Here is a 19,311-nt window from a genome sequence, read left to right as displayed (position 1 = left end):
CTCATTAAACCTCGGTACGCTTTGTACTAGGAATGTAACGCCCGGGTGCTAGGATGGAGTTTGGGTCGATGGCGGCTTTGAGTTGGCTCGAAAGCTTAGAGAACCCAAGGCTACCGTTATTGAGGATGTCCATGGCGTGGATGTTTAGGCGGTAGGGTAGAAAGCCTTCCTTTTGCCCCTCGTGGTACAGCGCGCGATAACAATCATTCGCTCGTGTTGTTGCTTCTGTGTCTTTGCGATCAAAGAGCAGAGGCACAGTAGAGTCGAAACAGCGATCGTTTATTGTTGTTAGGGTAATCAGTGGGTTGATACCGTACTGTGGACAAACACGTTCAATCATATCGATATAGCGGCGTGCGTCTTTTCCACGTATTGGAACCAATGGTGCAAACCAGATGAGCCCGCAACCATCCTGAGCGGGATTTTTGGGGTGCCCCGGTGGCGGTAAGTCGCCTGAGCGCCAATATGCGAGTGCCAGCGCCACATCGTTCGGGGTGCCGTGCATGATTTGCAGCGCGCCGGAGAGCGTATCCGCCATGCCTTGTACTCTTGTGGCAAGCTTGCCCGGTAGCAAGCGGGTGACCTTCTGGGCCATATCAACTTTGCGTTGGTTGATGAATATAAGCCGGTCTGTAACAGGGCCTAGTAGTCGCCTTAGTGTGCGCCGAGCCGCTTTGGCCACTTCCTTTGAAGCATAAATTGCTCCTACCCCGCTCCATGCAGGTACGCCATGTCGACGGGCTAAGTCTTCGACCACGTTTTCAGGTAGAACTCCCTCAACGGCTTTGTCTGCTGGGAAGGGCGTCATCATTGAGAGCATGCGTTGGCTATTGAGGAGGTTAATGGCGACTACTGATCCGCTCAGGGCTCGCAGCACAGCTCTTACGGTCGGCACCAGCGCTTCCAGTTTGGAATCGTCTTTGGTGGAAAAGAAAAAGGCGGTTACGGTTTCAGGAGTGGGGGCCAGAGCGAGGGTAATGCCCACAACCACGCCAAAATTTCCTTGGCTAAAAAGCCCGTCTAGGTAGGGGCCAAGGCCCCACTTAAACAGCCCGTCCACTTCCGCTCCACCCAGTTCGCTGAGAGGTGTTCGGTAGAGTGTGCCGTCTGGCAAGATGGCTTCAATTTTCGTGACTGCCGCAAAGTGGTCGGTAATTGGGGTGATGCCGTAGCCGCGCTCAAGGGCGTTTCCAAGGAGGCTGCAAGTTGGCCCTGCTCCGGTTACCGGGACTAAATATTCGCCATCGTGGCGGTCTAAAAACTCCCTCAAAGCGCCTTGGGTTACCCCCGGTTGAATCGTTACCACGCCCATTTCAGGATCAAATTCTGAAATCTTGTCGAGCTGGCTGAGGTCAATAATAACGCACTCGTCTTGAGCGGGGTTGGCGCTACCGTAGCCCCAGTTATGGCCTGTACTTACTGGGTAAACTGCTATCTGCCAACGTTGCGCCACCTGAAGTATTGCCGACACTTGCTCCTTAGTTTTTGGGCGAAGCACAGCAGGAATGTGACGCACCACTCCCATAGTAGAAGCACCATAATCTTTTGGGCTCGCTGCGATTACGCCCGATTCACCCAGAATGGTGGTCCATTCGGCACGTGCAGACTCTATAGAGGTACTGTCCACTGGCGTTTCCACGGTTAGTCGGTGAATTTACTGGGCACTTCTTACAGATCGTTGCCAGATTGTTCAGTAATCACACAATGATTATAGTTGAGATACTGGTAACAGCACATTTCATCTACTCGTCGCTTTGCGGGCTATCCGAATAGATGAACGGAAATAAAACAGAGAGTTGGAGAGAAGTTAGGCAAAATGAAGATGTAAATTTTGTTAAATAATGTTAATTGGGTGTGGGTTCACTTTTGCTTGGCTTGAATTGAAGCCATTGCGGTATGCATTTTGGGGAGTAGGTTGGTGCAATCTCGAGGACCGCAGGGTGTTTGAATGGTAACAACGGCAAATCGCGTTTCACCAGCAAGTATGGCGGGGATCTGGAGCAGTTTGGCATTGCGGTAACTCCAGCTCTTTTTCGAGCCCACTCTGTACCACTGGGCCACAAGAACTCTATCTCGGCTTAAGATGTTTCGATAAACACTCAGGCCGGGTTCCAGTTGCGCTTCTACGTGCCAAACCGACGTGTCGAATTGTTTTGGTAGGTAGGGTACAAGTTTCTCATCAGGCTTTGATTTTTGGCTCTGTGCGAAGGATATCCACATATCCCCAGACTTCCAGATCTGCTCGTTTAGAGTATCCGGAAGGGCGATTGGCAGGGGAAGTTTACCAGTTTGGGTTTGTCGAAACTCCGATGGTGCAATGCTCCATACAGGCTTTGGACTGGCGGTGTTTTGGGCCAGCAGGAGTGCCAGTGGGCCAAGAGCTATGGCTACCGCAATCGCAACGATGCCTTTTTTGTAGAGGCCGCCGTTGAGCGGGCTCCCTTTTGTAATACGCTTTCGGACTGGGGAAAAGTACAGTGCGGGAATAATAAACGCGCCAAAAACGACCCATCCCATGGTTTCGTGATCTGCGAGCATTTCGCTTTGCATGTTGGTTTCATAGGCGACGACGACCAAGATTGTGATGCGCACCCAATTTGCGATAAGCCCGAGTGAAGCGGCGATCAGTAGGGTGACCAGCCAGCCGCGCCAGCGGTAGTCGTTGAGAATGGAGGTCATCATGGCCAGCAAAACAGAAATTGCAAAATAGCGAATACCGGAACAGCCGTCTGCGATGATTAGGCGGCCGTAGGGCAGGGTAATGCTGTTGCCTTCAATGAGAGCTGTCATGCCAAACCAGCCCACCCAGGTCCCTACAACGACGCTGGCGATTTCTACAAGCCCAGGAACTAGGTCTGCCCAAATTGGCAGCGACAGTGATAAAAGCAGTGCGTAGGGAATAAAGGTTAGTGTTCTTGGTAGCCCCAGAAGTGTCCAGGCTGTGGCGATTAACCCGGCTGGCAGTAGTAGGTAAGCCAGAGTATCGATGCGAACCAATTCGAGGAGTGCCCAAGCCAAGGTTATGGCAACCAGAAGAGCGGCACCAGCAAGATGGTGGGGCTTAGATAACGTGTGGCGCTCGATAGCCGCAGGCGGATGAATGATCAGCAGGCCAAGATAAATAATAGCTGTTGCAAGGCCATGAGCGAGAACTTGCTCAAATTCAAGCCAAGCTTGTGCTAGCCGCATCCAGGTAGGGTAGAAGATTAAGGCAGCAATGACTGTAACGACAAGGTAAGGTCTGGAAAGGGATAAGTTGTTGAGTGTTTTCCTTAACATCGTTTGTCCGCCAGACTTCTAGTCATTTCACTGGGTGATGTTCACAAAGTACTACCTAAGACCTATACGTAAAACTAAAGTTCAAAACAAAAAAGCCAGCCGAAGCTGGCTTTTTTCTAGCTTGCCGAGATCAGGATTTCTGACGACGGCGAGCAGCACCAAGTCCTGCAAGGCCGAGGCCCAACAGCGCCAAAGTGCCTGGCTCAGGTACGGCTGTGGACGAGGACCAGCTGAAAGCTCCGCCTGCCTGATTGGCAGTAATGTTCCAAGAGCCCAAAACTGATTCAACGCCGTCAGTTAAGGTGCCAGAGCCACTAATAACAACGAGGCTGCTAGTTTCGTAATCAACACTGGCGTTATTCAGGATGAATGACAGCGCTGTACCGTTGTTCGAACCAACAGTCGCGGTGGCATCCCAAATGGTTTGGGGGCCTGAGAATGGCGCGTAGGTGAAATCGTAAAACTGTGCGAGATCCCCGTTCGCAAAGTAGTTTGCGAAGTCACCTGAAGTGTTATTTACGCTCGAATTGAGACCAGGGTCGAAATCAAACTGATTTGTTACTGAGTCAAAGGTGAACCCGTTCCCTGGTAATGATGAGAAGCTGATGCCCCCCAACATGGGTACTGCGAGTGTGGCGCTTGAAATGCTCAGAAGCGCTGCACCAATAAACCCTTTCGATAGTTTGTTCATGTGTACTCCGGTTGTTTAGCTCTAATTCCATATAGGTTGCTTTGCAACCAGGCTGTCTCGTTATTTTTGAGATCCTTGGCTTTCCGTCCCACCCTCACAAGTGGTTTGGCTTATGGCCGGTACTACCCGAACCTATCTAGATCTTAAGCGAAAATCATACCACATTGTTAACATCTTGAATTTTATAATAAATAAGTGAGTTGTTTGTTGCGTGTGTAAAAAAAATCGACGCTTATTTGAATGAAATTGCCTGAGATTTTAGTGCTTCAGGCATTTAATCTGCCGGAATCTGGCAGGGCTGTTGAGCGCTTTCTACAAAGCGTTTTTAACAGCCTCAAGGTGTTGTTCGATCTCAGCATTGCCTGGCGCCAGCTCCAAAGCTTTCTCGATGGCTATCTTCGCCTCCGTATGATCTCCTGCCAGATGAAGAACCCAGCCATAGGTATCTAGTACTGCAGGGCTGTTAGGTGCCAGTTCGCTTGCTTGTTTGGCTAGCTTCACTGCGCGTTCAATGTTTTCATTGCGCAACGTCCAAGCGAGGTTGTTTAATGCCGCAACGGTATTGGGTTGCCTGATAAGAACTTGCTCGTAGTGGTTTACAGCAGCCGTTTCTTGTCCGTTGGTCAGGAGCCAGTCTGCCCTTGCTAAGTGGGCTGCTAGGTTCTGGGGGGCTGCCTGAGTCCATTGTTGCGTGAGGTCGCCAAGCGCGCCCGAGTCTTCTTTTTTGGCTAAGCCGATAAGTGGCGGCATCAGCTGAATCATTTTAGTGGCTTGCCATTTATCAGAGAGGTAGTCGTAAGCGACTTTTGAGTCTTTCTGCTGTTGTAGCAACCTTGCGCGCGAAAGAATAGTGGCAGGGAACTCTCCGTGGGTCTTCTCTACAGCATCCACTGCCGAGAAGGCGTCATCCAGTTTTCCCTCCATTTGGGCGATTCCCGCTGGCAAGAGTGCAAATCCAATGTTTTTCGGATCTAGAGCAATGGCTTCTGCAGCTTTTGCTCGTGCTTGGGGCCATTCCTTATTGCTTATAGCAGCGTTGGTTTCAGCGAGTAAAAGTTGGCCATAGGCGAGCTTCACGGGGCCGAACTCGGTATCTTCCCATTTAGAGAGAGTTGCTCTGGCGTCTGACAACTTGTCCTGATTTATTGCGATCAATGTTAAGAGTACGTCGCTATTGCGTTCTAATTCAGGGCGAGATTCGGCTACATTTTCCAACCAGCTTATGGTTTCAGCTAAGGTATGGTTCTGGGCGTAGATTCGGCCAGCTTGCTGCAGAGGGCGAATTACATCTGGCGTTAATGTGGCGGCATCAATCAGCAAGCTGACCGCCTGATCTGTTTGTCCGGATTGCGTATAAAGGCTTGCCAGTGCGACCTTAGGTGCCTGTAGTTGCGGGCTTTCATTGACCAGTTTTTCCAGTCGTTTTGTTGCAGCCTCTGGGTTTCCTAACTGGGTATCTACAAGGCTCGCCAATAATACTGCGCGGGGTTCATTCCCATACCCGTTAAGCAACGAGTCGCGAATTTCGCCAGCTTCTTGTTTTTCTCCCTGCTGGATGAGTACGTTGAGATACGTGCCAGTGGTGGCCCAGTCTGAAGGGTTGGTTGTGAACGCCATTCGCAACTGGCCAAGTGCCTGTTCGGGGTTGCCCTTTTGTAGGTAGTGTCTTGCGAGTGCAAGCCTGAATCGAACTCGCTCGGGCTGGTTACTGATGGCTTTACTAAGGCTGGCAATGCCTTCACTTTCGTAGGCGGGAAGGCTAAGGGCCAATATGCCATGCATGGCCAATAGCTCGTTATCGTTCGGGCGAGCTTGTATGGCGCGGTCTAGCGTTTTTAGGGCGACCTCTCGGTCTCCAGTATCTATCTGGGCCATTGTGGCGGCTCGGATGAACTGGGTTGGAGTGGTTTCTGGGTCTAGATTTTCAGTAAGTAACTGCGCGCCCTCGTCGAGGTCTCCAGTGCCTGCGGAAATCGCTCCGAGTAGCATGGCTGCTTGCTCGTTCTCCGGATCTAGCTTGAGGCTGTCTCGCAGGATTGTTTTCGCTCCTTCAAAATTGCGTTCTTTCAGGGCCGCCATAACGGCTTCGCCTTGTTCGCGCGCACTGGTGTTGCTGTTCTCTGCCAAAATGTGGTTATAAATCTGGGCTTCTGTAATTTTGCCCTGTTCTGTGAGCACCCGGGAGAGTGCAGTCAGTACATTTCGGCGGATGGGCAGGAAAACATCCGAGGTTGGCATTTCGCCTACTGCATCGGTAAGTGTGGCAGACGCTTGCTCCAACTGGTTTAGCTGATACTGGGCTAGACCTTTCCAATATAGAACCTCCGGTGCTTTGTCATTTTTTGTGAGCCAGTCATCGGCGGTCTCTATGGCCTGAGTGTGTTTGCCAAGGTTGATTAGCGCTTTGAGGGCACCTGTTATTGCTTCGGTGTTAGAAGCATTGCTTGCGCGTAGATTATTGAAAAGGGCGAGGGCCTCAGCTACTTCGCCAGATCTGAGCAAGGCCTCAGCACGGATAAGCGATGCTTCAAGCTGTTCTTCCGGTGTTTCAGGGGTTTGCAGAGCGAGGGCTTCAGTCGCCGAGAGGTGCTTGCCCTGTTCCATATAAGCACGGGCTAAAGTAAGAGCTATTGCTTCGGGGTTTTCCTGCATCCATGGCTCAAGGAGCTCTGAGGCGGATTTTGCTGCTCCTACCTGCAGATACAGGTCTGCCAAGCGCACAATGTGTTCAACATTGTTTGGGTCTTTTTGGATGGCGTTTTTCACTTCAAGTAGGGCGGAACGGAATTGGCCTTGTTCAGAGTATGTTTCTGCACGGGTAATGTGCGAGAGCGCTTCCGATGAATCCGCGCCGTTGCTGCAACCAGACAGCAATGGAAACGCAAGTAGCATGCTGCTTGCCAATATCAGCCCGGGAAGTGTCTTCATTTTTGTTTGAATTGTAATCATGTAAAGCTGCTCCTTGAGCTTTTCGCGGCCATCGTGTGCTGAGAAGTTAACTTAGACTTCTGGAGTTTCCGCCGATGTGTCGATGTTATATTTGTCGGTTAGGTTGTAGAGAGTCGGGCGTGTAACGCCCAGAAGCCGGGAGGCCTGTGTCATGTTGAAGCCACTTGTTTGAAGGGCCTGAATAATGGCTCTACTTTCGGCTTGCTCCCGAACCTGACGGAGGTTGAGGTGGCTTGCACCGGGCTGGTCGCACTCCGGCAGCTCTAAGTCCTCACTCGTTATCCGCTTGCCATCCGCCATGATGGTGGCGCGTTTCACTTTGTTGATCATTTCTCGCACGTTACCGGGCCAGGAATAGCTGCTGATGGCGTTAACGGCATCTTCCGAGAATGTGAGGTTTTGCCGGTCCATCTGCTTGCCGAGGGATTTCAGTAGCGATTGAGCAATAACCAGTGCATCTCCGTCGCGCTCTCTTAAGGCGGGTACGTCGAGAGTAATTTCGCTGATTCTGTAATACAGGTCTTCTCTGAAGTCGCCGTTCTCAATCAGTTGGGCAAGTTTTTGGTGTGTTGCGCACACTACTCGCACATCCACGGGGATGGGTTTTACCGCTCCAACTCTGTCGACAACCCGCTCTTGCAGAAAACGCAGCAGTTTTGATTGCAACGCCATTGGCATATCGCCAATTTCATCAAGGAACAGAGTGCCGCTGTTGGCGCTTTCAATTTTACCCTTTTTAGCTTGTGTGGCGCCGGTGAATGCGCCTTTTTCGAAGCCAAATAGCTCGCTCTCTAAAAGGTTTTCAGGAATTGCTGCGCAGTTGATGGCAGCGAAAGCGTTCCCGGCTCTGGGGCTAAGATCGTGTAAGGCGCGGGCGAGAAGTTCTTTGCCTGTGCCGGTTTCGCCAGTGATAAGTGTGGTTACGTCAGTAGGTGCAACTTTCTCCAACGTGCGACAAACGCTCATCATTTGCGGGCTGGCAGCGATTATGCCTTTGATGTTGGTGCCGTTGCTTTGCTGAGAAAGCTTTTGGTTTTCCTGTTCAAGCTCAGCCAGACGAAAGGCTCTGTTGACAACAAACTTGAGGATGTCCGCGTCCAGTGGTTTTTGATAAAAGTCGGAAGCGCCCATGCCTACCGCTATCACGGCGTTTTCTTTATCTTCTCGGCCAGTTACGACAATCACCTTGGTTGATGGTGCAAGCCGAAGAATCTCTTCCAATAGCGCAAAACCTTCGGTCGCTCCACCGGGGTCGGGGGGCAGGCCTAGGTCCAGCGTCACCACATGAGGCTCTTCCCGCCGCAGCGCAGTGAGGGCGGCGTCTCTATCTGACGCAACCGTAACGTCCAGATCGTCGCTGAAACACCAGCGCATCTGGCTTTGCAGGCCGGGATCGTCTTCTACTATTAAAAGTCGTCTAGTCACAGCAGCAACAAGTCCTTTGTTTCGGTGTTCCAAGTATCTTTAATTCTTAACTGAACATTGACACTTTGCAATGATCGATTTGTTCAGGGGCTCAAAATGTCGGTTAATTGACAGATTCCGGTGGGTTTGGCAAATCGATGATTAAGTGTTTATTGGTCTGGTTACCGTGAGCCGATGTCTCCGCTAGTGGTATCCGTACAGAAAAACAGGAACCCACGTCAGGTTCGCTCGTTGCATCTATGGTCCCACCCAGCTTCTGTAAATACTCCCGAGCCTGATAGGCGCCAATCCCCATGCCAGTGAGTCCTTTGGTGCTTTCGAAGGGCTTGAACAGTCGATTGCTAATAAAATCTTCACTCATGCCACAACCGGAGTCTTGAATAAACAGGACAACATTGCCTGTGGCAATTTTTAGAGAAAGGCTGACCTCACCATCGGGTGGTGTGGCGTCTTGGGCGTTTTGTATTAAGTGGCCCAGAACACTTTTTAGTTGCACTGGGTCGGCCTTTACCATTATGCGTGGCTGGGCGCCTTCGAGCTTCGGTGGTGGGTTTCGTTTGCTGTAGTGCTCAATGAGCCCGCTTACGAGGTTGGTCAGGTCCAATTTTTGGGTATTATCCGTGCTGTCTTGTGCTGGCTTGCGAATATGGTCTACAAGGTTGGTCATCTTGCGCACTGCGTGGTCTGTGGTGCTGATCATGTCATCAATAAAGGCTGGATTGCCCTTGTGCTTCTCGGCGTTGTTCACCAGTAGTGACAATTGTGCGATCACCGTTTTTAGATCATGCACCATAAAAGCGGAGGCTTTGCTGACAGCTTCGAATTGCATGGCTCGAGATAACCTATTTTGGGCATCAGCTTGTGCGAGTAAGTTGCATGTTTGCCGCGCTACGACTTTGATCAGGTCGAAGTTTTCCCAGTTTAGATCCACTCTGGCATAGGGATGGCCGATGACCGCAATACCATAGAGTTCGTTACTTAAGTACAGCGGAATGATCAGCCAGGCATCCGGAGCTTTGGCGATGGCGTCCGGTATTTCGAGTAGATCGTAGCTTACCGGGTCTTCTTTGTAGTCATCGAGGTTTACAATCCATTCTTTCTCGACAAAAAAGCGAACCAGCTCTGCATCCTCGTCGATACTGGTGTATCGCGGGGTAGCGAAATTAGTGGACTCTTTTAGCGTGTAGGGCCCTAGCTCGCTTTTGAGAAAGATTGCGCCTGCATTGCTTTCTACAAGATCCGCGAGAATGCGGATTGCACGCTGTGGGAGAGGGGGTTGGTCAGTTAGGTCGGCCAGCTCTTTCGTTAGTTTTAGCCACTCCTCCCTATAATCGTATTTATAATCGAAGAAGTTTTGGCTGATCAGAACCATTAGCTTGGCGCGGATGCGCTGAGAGAATATCAGTGTTGTTAGAAATACCAGAGCAACGGTCGATAATAGTACTTGTAGAGCTTCGCCCCAGCTGCCGCCGAGGATGCGAACGTAATAGCCGCTCACAGAAAGCAGTAGCAGGTATACGCCTGCCAGTATCAGCGTGCTAACGTGGAACACTGCCGAGCGGGATAGCTGAAAATCGATGGGCTGTTTGCGGGTGTTAACAACGTTTACTGCGAATAGAGGCATCAGTGCCGCATTAACAAATCCTCGCGCATTCCAGAACGAATCTGCGATAGAGCCGAACAGCAGTGCGTCGGCGTACATGAAAAAATCAAAAATAAAAATCGTAGCGGTGCCAATACACAGGTACTTCATACTGGATCGGCCAAAGGTCGGCGCGTTACGCCAAATTTGCTCTGCTAGAGAGACACCGAGAAGTGATAATGCAATCTGGCCTATGAGTTTGGTTTTGCCGTCTACCAGAGCGAAGCCAAAAATAAACTCAAGACTGCCTAACGCAAGTAAGGTGACAATCAGAACGGCTGTTGCTATGCCAAGAAACTTTTTGATTTTGCCGCTCAGGAGTCCTTGCCGGAAGGTGTCTCGCAGCATAGCGAAAAGCAGGAGAATCCAAGATGTGTCGCGAAGAATCTCAAGCAAGTAGCGAATAAAAAATCCGGGTTGCCCCCAAATGCTCTGAGTGACCAGAGTAGATGCCCACAGCATACTCACAACGGCCGCTAGAAACAGGGCTCGGTCGATATCACGCCTTAGGTAGCGAGTACCTACAAGCACTGCGAGTATTGCGAACACCACTGCCGCCGCGCCGTGGCTTATCACGCTTAGATCTGGAAGCATGCAACCTGCCTATTCCATGGATAGGTGTAGTTTGAGGTGGCCAGCGGTTCTGTGCAACTACCGCATGCAGCTAAAGCTCTGCCATGTCGTCGATGTGGATGAACTGCATCATCGGTGAGAATCCAGTCATGACCGGTGCGAGAGGGCTGGAGAGCAACTTGCCCATGGTGCTGCGAACACTCGGGCCTACAATGTTGCAAAGGCGCAAAATGCTGATGTTCAGCTCCGGGTAGCGCCATAAATAGATGCTCGCCAGATTGTCGAGTTCTACCGAATCAATCAGGTCTGCGCTTAGGCCAGCGCTTTATTATAGCCTCAGGGATTGAACTCTAGTGTGCCTATCGGCTTGTGAATTCGGTCGATATCGTTGTCCAGCTCATCCGGAATTAGCCGCGACTTCAGATACGATACCAGGCTCATGCGCTCTCCCTTTTTAGTATTATTATACAGCGAGGACGTTTCGCCTTTGTGTGTAGCCAGTCTCAGCCGCGCCCGATAAGCACGCCGAGTGTGTAGCTTTGCCCCTTATTAAGCACACGGTAATCGCTGGCGGCATTGGCAGTTTCGACACATAGCATTGTCTGCCAGGCAGTATCGGGGAAGTCGCTTAAGGTTTTTGCTTTGTCGGGGCCGGGGTTCCACACGACGGTGGAGTCGCTCCCCACAGAGGTGATTTTGCGGGAGGATTCGGGTGTTACTACAATCATCGGTTCGCCGCTTTCGTAGATGCTATCGGTTTCGCCATCAAAATACACCGGGCCGTCTTGAGCGCAGTATTCCCAGTTTTTTAGGGTGTCGATGTAATTGCTGTGGCCTAAACCTAAAACCCTTGAGCGGGTAATGTCAGTGGTTGGCAGGTAGGTATGTAGCGCTTGACTAAAGGAGAGGGGTTCGCTACCGAGGTTTGTGGAGGTGAGGGTAAGCTGGCAGCCACGCACAGAAAAGCTGAATGTGAGTAGGGCCAGTGCCTGACCACTCCAAACGTTCATAAAATCCCTGTTGGCTTCCAGAGACAGCGCTATTTCAACCTCATGGGCGCTTTCGTTTACGTTCTCCAGCTTCCAAAGTGCTGTTCGTGCAAATCCATGGGCGTTTTTAGTCTTTACTCGTTTGCGAACTTCTGGTGCGTTCCGTGCAGGATCGCCAAACCAAGGCCAGCATATTGGAATGCCGCCGCGTATGGCACGGCCGGGTTCGAAGCGAGCGTTTGGGCTTAGCCATAGCCAATTTGACTCATTCTTGGGAACAAAATGAGTGAGGTGCGCGCCTTGCAAAAATAAGGTGGCTTCGAACAGTGGGTGGTGAACCTCCAACGCTTCGAGCTGCCCGATGGTTTTCCAGCGAGTAAAAGACCATTGCCCCGGAGATAGTGGTGAGAGTGGCTTGTTGCTGCTTTCAGACATAGAACGTGTTTCCAGACTTAGGTGCATCAGCTTACCCAAAGAGTAAATCAAAACGGTGTTGTGGGCGACTGTCTGCATTTGCCGTTGTAGTCCGCAAACCCTTTTGTTAATATTCGCGCCGCTTTCAGGGAGTTTGTCCTGAAACGCCGTTATGGTGGCTCCATTGGTGCCTCCGCAACATGAAACCGTGAACCCGGTCAGGCCCGGAAGGGAGCAGCCGCAGCGGTGGAATTGTGTGCCGGAGTGTTGCTGGTGGGGCCACCCCCAGATTTCTTCTCGATTTTCCCTCTCTTAAGCTCTGCTCCTCACGCCTTATAACTTCTTATAACTCCCTCTCCATGCTAAAGTTGCATGCGTTTTTCTCAGCATTTGGCGGATCATGAGCTATCAGGTACTTGCCCGTAAATGGCGCCCTCGCACCTTTGAAGATATGGTGGGGCAGGAACACGTTCTTCAGGCGTTAATTCACGCATTGGAAAACCAGCGCCTGCATCACGCTTATCTGTTCACCGGCACCCGGGGCGTGGGTAAAACCACCATTGGGCGTTTGCTGGCCCGCTGTCTTAATTGTGAAACCGGTATTACGCCACGGCCTTGCGGTACCTGCGCCAGTTGTGTGGAAATTCAGGAAGGCAGGTTTGTCGATCTGATTGAAATTGATGCGGCATCCCGCACTGGCGTGGACGACATGCGGGAGTTGACGGATAACGTTCAGTACGCGCCCAGCCGTGGCCGCTATAAGGTGTACCTCATCGACGAGGTGCACATGCTCACCAATCAATCGTTCAACGCATTTCTCAAGACCCTTGAGGAACCGCCAGAGCACGTGAAGTTTTTGCTGGCCACTACAGACCCCCAGAAGTTGCCCGTAACGGTTCTATCACGCTGTTTGCAATTTAATCTCAAACGTATGACGCCTGAGCATATTGCAGGGCACCTCACAAACGTTCTTACTGCTGAAAGTATTCCCTTTGAAGAGCCAGCGCTTTGGCTGCTGGCTCGCGCTGCCGACGGCAGTATGCGGGACGCTCTGAGCCTCACAGATCAGGCTATAGCGTTCGGGAACCAGAAACTGTCTGCCAGCGATGTCAGCAGCATGCTGGGTACGATTGACCAGCGAGATATTGAGCGGATTGTAAATGCACTGGTAGAGCGGGATGGTCCGGCCTTGCTGGCGGAAATCAGCCGTATCTCGGATTTTGCGCCGGATTACAGCATTATACTCGCGGATCTTTTGTCGCTGTTCCATAGGGTCACCATGGAACAGGTGGTTCCGGGTAGTGCAGACAATGCACTCGGAGATGCCGCGCAAGTTCAATCGCTGGCCCGTACGCTCAGTGCGGAAGACGCTCAGTTGTTCTATCAGGCAGCACTTATAGGCCGCAAAGATTTGGCGATTACACCCGATGCCCGCATGGGTTTCGAAATGACACTGCTCCGAATGCTGGCTTTTCGCCCCGGCTCTGATCGCCGCGCACCACCGGCTGTGAGTACTGAGGGTTCTGGAGCTGAGGGCGAATCCCGCGACGAACCTGAGCCTGCGCCGACTGTAACAGAGCCATCTCAGGCTGTTAGCGCCTTACCGTCTGAAACAAATCCAGAGCTAAAGCCAGAGCCAGAATTAACTCAGAGCGAGCCGGTACCTGTGCAATCTGAGCCGCAGGGATACGCAGATGCGCCAGCAGATGATGCCTGGCTAGCCAGCATTGATGCCCAAGCGGGGTCGCAGCCAGATTATTCCGAGTCCGAGTCCGAGTCCGAGTCCGAGCCCGAGCCCGAGCCCGAGCCTGCCGCGAATACCGCAGTCAGCTCAGCTCACGAGGTGGCACAGACGATAGAAGAACCGCCACAGTTAGAGACGGCTGCTGAGCCAGCGTCACCAGAAGCTCCAGCAGCCCAGATTGAGGATGCCCCGGCTCCAGTTGTAGACGGAGAGTTTGTCTGGGAACGTGATTTTCGCAGTCTTGGCATTATCGGCATGCCGGGCAACCTGGCCAGCCATGGTGCTATGTCTCGCGCCGAAGACACCATCACGCTGTTAATCGACGAAGGCCATGCTCGTTTGTTGAACGACAGGCACGAAGAAAAAATCGTGGCTGCCTTGAGAAACCACTTTGGCGACGCCATTCAGTTAAAGATAGAGCAGGGCGACCCCGGCCCCAACACGCCAGCCGCGTATGAAGAGCGCCAGCGCAAAATACGCCAGAGTGCGGCGGAGGACTCTATTCGCAATGATCCATTTGTACAATCTATTGTGGAACGGTTTGAGGCGCGGGTAGTCGAAGACAGTATTAAGCCGATAAGCGATCGTCCAACACAGAGAAGTAGGAGATAACAGATGCTGAACGATATGGGCGGGCTGATGAAAAAGGCCCAAAAGATGCAAGAAGAAATGCAAAAAGCTCAAGAAGAGGCAGCAAAAGCGGAAATTGTCGGTGAATCCGGCGCTGGTATGGTAAAAGTTACCATGAATGGGCGGCATGATGTTCGCAGGGTAGAGATCGATCCATCTTTGATGACAGAAGAAAAAGATGTTTTGGAAGACTTGCTGGCTGCGGCTGTTAATGATGCCGTGCGCAGGGTAGAGGCCAACCAGAAAGATGCAATGTCGGGCATGATGTCCGGTATGGGTATGCCGCCCGGATTTAAGATGCCGTTTTAAAGTCTTTTTCTTAACCTGCTGTTTAAGGATGTTCCATGGCATTCAGCCCTCTGGTTGATGAACTCGTTGAATCCCTCCGGTGTTTGCCCGGTGTGGGCCAGAAGACTGCCCAGCGCATGGCCTTTCACCTGCTTGAGCGGGCTCGCTCTGGTGGCACCCGGCTTTCGGATGCGTTGAGTAACGCCATGGAGGGGGTTCGTCGTTGTGAGAGCTGCCAGAACTTTTCCGATACCGAAGTGTGCGGAATTTGTGAGAACCCTGTTCGAAGCAATGGCACGCTTTGCGTGGTGGAGAGCCCGTCGGATTTGTTGGCCATTGAACAGGCGGGCGATTACAAAGGCAGCTATTTTGTTTTGATGGGGCACCTGTCACCTATTGATGGTGTTGGCCCCGATGAAATCGGTATCGAACGGCTCTTGCGCCGTGTGCGCTCAGAAGGTGTTACCGAGCTTATTCTTGCGACCAATCCTACGGTGGAAGGGGAAGCAACAGCTCATTATATTTCTGACCGGCTCGACGGTTCCGATATTCTCATCACGCGGCTTGCCCACGGTATTCCGGTGGGCGGCGAGCTTGGCTATGTTGACGGCTTTACTCTCACCCATGCGTTCCGCGGCAGAAAACCCCTGCTTGATTGATTCCGCATCGGCGCCTAGGCGGCGCTTTTAACTGGCTTTTTCTATGACACTTCCTCTTACCGCTATTAATGTGCCGTCGGCCCCTGAAACCATTGAGTGGATTACCCAGCCGGAGGAGCTAAACCAATGGCTGGACAGCGCTCCGGGTGTTCCCCTTGTTCTTGATACAGAATTTGAGCGGGTAAATACCTTTTATCCTATAGCAGGGCTGGTTCAGCTTGGCCTCGGAAACAGTTTTTGCCTTGTGGATCCCGACGTAGTGGAGCAGTCATCCCGCTTCCGGGAGGTTCTTGCCGATCCGGCGGTAACGAAGCTGCTGTACGCCATGAGTGAAGATCTTGAGCTGTTTCGTGATTGGCTCGGTATAAAGCCGAAAGGTGTTATAGATTTACAAATTGGAGCTGCTTTAGCGGGAGCCGGCTTTTCCGTAGGTTATGCGCGGCTTGTGGAGGCGCTGTTTGGTGAGGCATTGGACAAAACTGTTACCCGTTCGGACTGGATATCCCGCCCTTTGAGCGAGGCCCAGCAACGTTATGCGATAGAAGACATACGGTTTCTTGAACCCATGTATCAGTGGGTTACGGCACATCTGAAAGAGCGAGGGCTAGAAGCGGCGCTTGTAGAAGAGTCCACCCGTTTTGCCGATGAGCTTGCAGGGCAGGACGACCCGCACCATCATTACCTTCGCTTGCGTGGCGGCTGGGCTTTGACCTTACAGCAGCAGCTTGTGCTCAAAAATTTGGTGGTCTGGCGCGAGCTCGAAAGTAGAGAGCGTGACCGCCCGCGGGGTAGGGTGTTGGCAGATCCTCTGCTTATTGCCATTGCAGACCGGCTACCGCAGTCCCTCAACGACTTGTCTAATATCCAGGGTGTTCCGGGGGGCGTAGTTCGGCGTTATGGCGACGCCTTGCTGAAGCTTGTTGCGCAAGGGCGTAAAGCTGATACTTCTGGGCTAGAACGCATTGCGCCACCACTGAGTCGGGACCAGCAGGTGTACTTTAAAAACTTGAAACGGTTTTTTAGAAGTGCGGCAGAAGCTGCTGATATTCCAATAGAATTGCTTGCCCCAAGAAAGCGTTTGGAGAAAGTGGTGCAAGACAAAAGCTTGGCTGACAGCCCATTTTTCCATGGCTGGCGCACGAGAATTCTCGCGCCGGTAATGAACGATATCGAGGATTATCTGCAATCATGAAAGATCGGGAATTTGTGTCTGTTTTCCGAAGCAGCAAAAAGAGCGATACCTATATCTTTGTTCGTCGTGGACAGAATTGGGAGGAGTTGCCTGAAAGCCTTAGAGGGATTTTTGGTAACCCGATTCATTCTATGGATTTGGTTATGACGCCGGAGCGCAAGCTTGCCAGAACAACCGGTGAGCAGGTACTTAGCGCCCTAGCTGAAAAATATTTCTTTTTGCAGATGCCGGAAGAGCAAGACTCTTATGTTGTCGATTTTCGTACCAAGCCGGGGCTGAGAAACTCATGATTGCGCAAATCCCGTTCTGGCAGCGCAAGCGCCTGAGCGAGATGACGCAACAGGAATGGGAGTCATTGTGTGACGGTTGCGGAAAATGCTGCCTCAACAAGCTCGAAGATGAAGACACAGGCGAGGTTTACCATACTGAGTTGGTTTGCCGTTTTATGGATGAAAGTACCTGCCAGTGTACGGTGTACTCAGATCGGCTTGAGAAAGTACCGGGCTGTACAGTGCTGACACCAGGTACGGTGAACGATTACCATTGGCTACCTCACACCTGCGCATACCGCACCTTGGCGGAGGGTCGGCCTCTTGCTGATTGGCACCCATTACGTAGCGGGAACCCGAACACGGTTCACGAGGCCGGTGTATCCATACGTCACAAAGTTATCCGTGAGGACAAAGTGGCGGAAGAAAACTGGGAAGAACACATCATTCACTGGGTTCTGTAATGATCGATATTGATGCACAAATTGCTTACGGCATCTTCTGGGCCGCTTATGCTATCGCTTTCGTTGTGTTTTTTTACATGATGAAAAAGCTGTTCAGGTTTTTGCCGTTGTACGGCCTGCGTACCCTTCTGCTCGCCGCGCTCGTGGCCCTATTGCTGACGCCCGTAGAGTCCCCTGAACTGGCAGGCTGGTGGATACCCGCTTGGCTTTTCGGAGGTTATGAGCAGATTCTGGGTGACGCAGATAACGCTGGCAGAGCATGGCTGAATCTCAGTATCGGGGGGCTTGTTATGCTCTTGGTCTGGATTCTTGACATGGTCCGTTACCGTTTGTCCCGGCGCTGAGACAACCCAATTCATTTCGTTTGAGAACAACAATGCCAAGATCCTTTACGCTGGTTTTCTTCATTGCTTTACTGCTGCCCGCAACGCTTTGGGCTCAGGACGCCGCACCGCTAACGCTGCCGGAAAGCCCGGATGTACGCATCATTGTGGACATTTCAGGGTCAATGAAAGAAACCGACCCGAATAACCTACGGCAACCTGCTGTAAGGCTGCTGGCAAGGGTGATCCCAGAAGGCAGTACCGCGGGCGTTTGGACCTTCGGGCAGTATGTGAACATGCTGGTGCCCCATGGTGAAGTGACGGACGCGTGGCGCGAAACCGCGATTGAACGGTCACCAAAAATAAACTCCGTAGCCCTTCGCACAAATCTTGGTAAAGCCATTGAAGTTGCCAGTGATGATTTTGTAACCGGTGGCACCCTTGAGAACACCCACTTCATTTTGCTGACGGATGGCAAGGTTGATATATCAAACAGCGCCGATGTTAATCAGGCGGAAGAAAAGCGAATTCTTGGTGGTGTTCTTGATGCGCTGGTTGCAAAAGGTGCCACTTTCCATCCGGTTGCCTTATCGGAGCAGGCAGATGCCGGGTTCCTGAAGACTCTTGCTACAAAATCACAGGGTAGCTTCCGGGTTGCAGACACGGCAGAGTCTCTTAATCTTGCTTTTCTCGATGCTCTGAATACTGCTGCCCCGCAGGAGCAGATTCCTATTGAAGGTAATGCCTTCGCTGTGGATGCCGGGGTCAACGAATTTACCGCACTGATATTCCGTGGCTCGGCCGCTGGAGCTGAAGAACTTGAGCTGGTTCGACCTGATGGAGAAACCCTTCAGCAATCAGACCAGCCGGACAACGTTCGCTGGGCAAGAGAAGCAGCCTATGACCTTATAACCATCAAACAGCCTCTGGCCGGGGAGTGGCGGGCTAAAGGTCAACTCGGTGAAGGTAGTCGCGTTACGGTCGTTAGTGATTTGAGAATGGTGGCTGCTCCGATACCTGCAACGTTTACCGCAGAATCTCCCGTGGATGTTCGCGTGGCTTTCTTCGAAAAAGAAGAAAAAGTAACCAATTCCGAATTTCTCAACGTAATGAGTGTAACTCTAAGCCTGACCTCTGAAGACGGTCGTAGCGGCAGCAAGACTTTATCTGGGGATCAGCCACCTGCGGATGGTGAGTACTCGGATTCCATCAGCAAATTGCCGGTTGCAGGGCTGTACCGCATAGATGTTGTTGCCGATGGTAAAACGTTTTCACGCAAATTTACCGCCACAACTGAATTTCTAGTGCCTGAGGGCATGGTTGAACCGAGCCTTGAGTCGCCTATAGATGTAAGTATGGCTGAAACGGCTGAGCAGGCACCGTCAGGTTCTGAGTCGGAGCTGGAGCAGGAGCCAGCCGTTGAGCCGGAGTCGGCACCAGAGCAGAAGCCAATAGAAGAGCCAGAGCCCGCGATTGAGCCCGAACCTGAAGCGCCAGCGGCCTCGGTTACGCCAGAGCCTGAAGAGACTCCAGAAGAGTCTGGAACCCTGCCCATACCCTTATGGATGATCGGCGCGGGAGCAGGGGCGTTAGTGCTTTTTGCATTGATTGTATTCTTGCTTTTACGCAAGCGTCGTAATGCTGCCACTGTAGAAGAAACAACGCAGGAAGACTCGGAAAGTCTGGATGAGTTGCAACAGGCAATGGCAGATATTGAAGCAGAAGCGCCTGTTGTCATGCCTGAACCCGAACCAGAATTAGAGCCAGAGCCAGAGCCAGA

General features: G+C 51.8%; 14 protein-coding genes, 1 other RNA gene, 1 pseudogene and 1 riboswitch. Of the genes and pseudogenes, 9 read left to right on the top strand and 7 right to left on the bottom strand.

What is annotated here, in order from left to right; all coding sequences use genetic code 11:
• Positions 1-4: 4 nt before the first annotated feature.
• The 7 genes and pseudogenes from KO508_RS14575 to KO508_RS14545 all read right to left on the bottom strand — a co-directional run bounded on the left by KO508_RS14575 (position 5) and on the right by KO508_RS14545 (position 12,061).
• Positions 5-1,627 (bottom strand): FAD-binding oxidoreductase, encoded by a 1,623-nt coding sequence (locus KO508_RS14575; protein ID WP_216009036.1) that lies wholly within the window; start codon positions 1,625-1,627, stop codon positions 5-7.
• Between the two features lie 233 nt (positions 1,628-1,860).
• The gene (locus tag KO508_RS14570; RefSeq protein ID WP_216009035.1) at positions 1,861-3,279 is read right to left on the bottom strand and encodes an exosortase/archaeosortase family protein; all 1,419 of its coding nucleotides are present in this window, start codon (positions 3,277-3,279) and stop codon (positions 1,861-1,863) included.
• 130 nt (positions 3,280-3,409) lie between these two features.
• A pseudogene (locus KO508_RS19130) lies at positions 3,410-3,496 on the bottom strand (PEP-CTERM sorting domain-containing protein); the annotation flags it as partial.
• A gap of 513 nt (positions 3,497-4,009) precedes the next feature.
• A riboswitch (cyclic di-GMP riboswitch) is annotated at positions 4,010-4,090 on the bottom strand.
• A 192-nt stretch (positions 4,091-4,282) separates the two neighbouring features.
• On the bottom strand, positions 4,283-6,919 hold the full coding sequence (locus tag KO508_RS14560; RefSeq protein ID WP_252738147.1) for a tetratricopeptide repeat protein: 2,637 nt from the start codon (positions 6,917-6,919) through the stop codon (positions 4,283-4,285).
• A gap of 51 nt (positions 6,920-6,970) precedes the next feature.
• Positions 6,971-8,344: a PEP-CTERM-box response regulator transcription factor gene (gene prsR, locus KO508_RS14555; protein ID WP_216009034.1), complete on the bottom strand. Its 1,374-nt coding sequence runs from the start codon at positions 8,342-8,344 to the stop codon at positions 6,971-6,973.
• A 103-nt stretch (positions 8,345-8,447) separates the two neighbouring features.
• A complete protein-coding gene (gene prsK / locus KO508_RS14550; RefSeq protein ID WP_216009033.1) occupies positions 8,448-10,580 on the bottom strand; it encodes an XrtA/PEP-CTERM system histidine kinase PrsK in 2,133 nt (710 codons plus the stop codon).
• Positions 10,581-11,062: 482 nt separating this feature from the next.
• Positions 11,063-12,061: a D-hexose-6-phosphate mutarotase gene (locus tag KO508_RS14545; protein ID WP_252738146.1), complete on the bottom strand. Its 999-nt coding sequence runs from the start codon at positions 12,059-12,061 to the stop codon at positions 11,063-11,065.
• 83 nt (positions 12,062-12,144) lie between these two features.
• Between KO508_RS14545 and ffs the strand changes: the two genes are divergently transcribed.
• The 9 genes from ffs to KO508_RS14500 all read left to right on the top strand — a co-directional run.
• Positions 12,145-12,241, top strand: an RNA gene (gene ffs / locus KO508_RS14540) — signal recognition particle sRNA small type.
• A 121-nt stretch (positions 12,242-12,362) separates the two neighbouring features.
• Positions 12,363-14,318 carry a DNA polymerase III subunit gamma/tau gene (gene dnaX, locus KO508_RS14535; RefSeq protein ID WP_216009032.1) on the top strand — a complete coding sequence of 652 codons (1,956 nt, stop codon included), beginning with the start codon at positions 12,363-12,365 and terminating at the stop codon, positions 14,316-14,318.
• Between the two features lie 3 nt (positions 14,319-14,321).
• Positions 14,322-14,645, top strand: coding sequence for a YbaB/EbfC family nucleoid-associated protein (locus KO508_RS14530; protein WP_216009031.1), 324 nt, complete (start codon positions 14,322-14,324; stop codon positions 14,643-14,645).
• Between the two features lie 35 nt (positions 14,646-14,680).
• The gene (gene recR / locus KO508_RS14525) at positions 14,681-15,283 is read left to right on the top strand and encodes a recombination mediator RecR (RefSeq protein ID WP_200360741.1); all 603 of its coding nucleotides are present in this window, start codon (positions 14,681-14,683) and stop codon (positions 15,281-15,283) included.
• Between the two features lie 43 nt (positions 15,284-15,326).
• The gene (locus tag KO508_RS14520; protein WP_216009030.1) at positions 15,327-16,475 is read left to right on the top strand and encodes a ribonuclease D; all 1,149 of its coding nucleotides are present in this window, start codon (positions 15,327-15,329) and stop codon (positions 16,473-16,475) included.
• Positions 16,472-16,765 carry a YcgL domain-containing protein gene (locus tag KO508_RS14515; protein WP_216009029.1) on the top strand — a complete coding sequence of 98 codons (294 nt, stop codon included), beginning with the start codon at positions 16,472-16,474 and terminating at the stop codon, positions 16,763-16,765. The genes KO508_RS14520 and KO508_RS14515 overlap by 4 nt, the downstream gene beginning before the upstream one ends.
• On the top strand, positions 16,762-17,208 hold the full coding sequence (locus tag KO508_RS14510) for a YcgN family cysteine cluster protein (RefSeq protein ID WP_216009028.1): 447 nt from the start codon (positions 16,762-16,764) through the stop codon (positions 17,206-17,208). The genes KO508_RS14515 and KO508_RS14510 overlap by 4 nt, the downstream gene beginning before the upstream one ends.
• Entirely contained in the window at positions 17,208-17,552 is a 345-nt protein-coding gene (locus KO508_RS14505) for a hypothetical protein (RefSeq protein WP_216009027.1), read from the top strand. The genes KO508_RS14510 and KO508_RS14505 overlap by 1 nt, the downstream gene beginning before the upstream one ends.
• Positions 17,553-17,584: 32 nt before the next feature.
• A partial coding sequence (locus tag KO508_RS14500) for a vWA domain-containing protein (protein ID WP_216009026.1) occupies positions 17,585-19,311 on the top strand: 1,727 nt, incomplete at its 3' end.

The organism is Marinobacter salexigens (genome assembly GCF_018860765.1).
GTDB classification, from domain to species: Bacteria; Pseudomonadota; Gammaproteobacteria; order Pseudomonadales; family Oleiphilaceae; genus Marinobacter; species Marinobacter salexigens_A.
The sequence above is the reverse complement of the archived record's forward strand: the minus strand, read 5'-3'. Positions and strand labels throughout refer to the sequence as shown.

Bases quoted from the DNA above. Each gene is read 5' to 3' on its own strand.
- KO508_RS14545 (WP_252738146.1), bottom strand. From the start codon at position 12,061: ATGCAGACAGTCGCCCACAACACCGTTTTGATTTACTCTTTGGGTAAG.
- recR (WP_200360741.1), top strand. From the start codon at position 14,681: ATGGCATTCAGCCCTCTGGTTGATGAACTCGTTGAATCCCTCCGGTGT.
- KO508_RS14530 (WP_216009031.1), top strand. From the start codon at position 14,322: ATGCTGAACGATATGGGCGGGCTGATGAAAAAGGCCCAAAAGATGCAA.
- prsK (WP_216009033.1), bottom strand. From the start codon at position 10,580: ATGCTTCCAGATCTAAGCGTGATAAGCCACGGCGCGGCGGCAGTGGTG.
- dnaX (WP_216009032.1), top strand. From the start codon at position 12,363: ATGAGCTATCAGGTACTTGCCCGTAAATGGCGCCCTCGCACCTTTGAA.
- KO508_RS14570 (WP_216009035.1), bottom strand. From the start codon at position 3,279: ATGTTAAGGAAAACACTCAACAACTTATCCCTTTCCAGACCTTACCTT.
- KO508_RS14510 (WP_216009028.1), top strand. From the start codon at position 16,762: ATGATTGCGCAAATCCCGTTCTGGCAGCGCAAGCGCCTGAGCGAGATG.
- KO508_RS14560 (WP_252738147.1), bottom strand. From the start codon at position 6,919: ATGATTACAATTCAAACAAAAATGAAGACACTTCCCGGGCTGATATTG.
- KO508_RS14515 (WP_216009029.1), top strand. From the start codon at position 16,472: ATGAAAGATCGGGAATTTGTGTCTGTTTTCCGAAGCAGCAAAAAGAGC.
- KO508_RS14520 (WP_216009030.1), top strand. From the start codon at position 15,327: ATGACACTTCCTCTTACCGCTATTAATGTGCCGTCGGCCCCTGAAACC.
- KO508_RS14505 (WP_216009027.1), top strand. From the start codon at position 17,208: ATGATCGATATTGATGCACAAATTGCTTACGGCATCTTCTGGGCCGCT.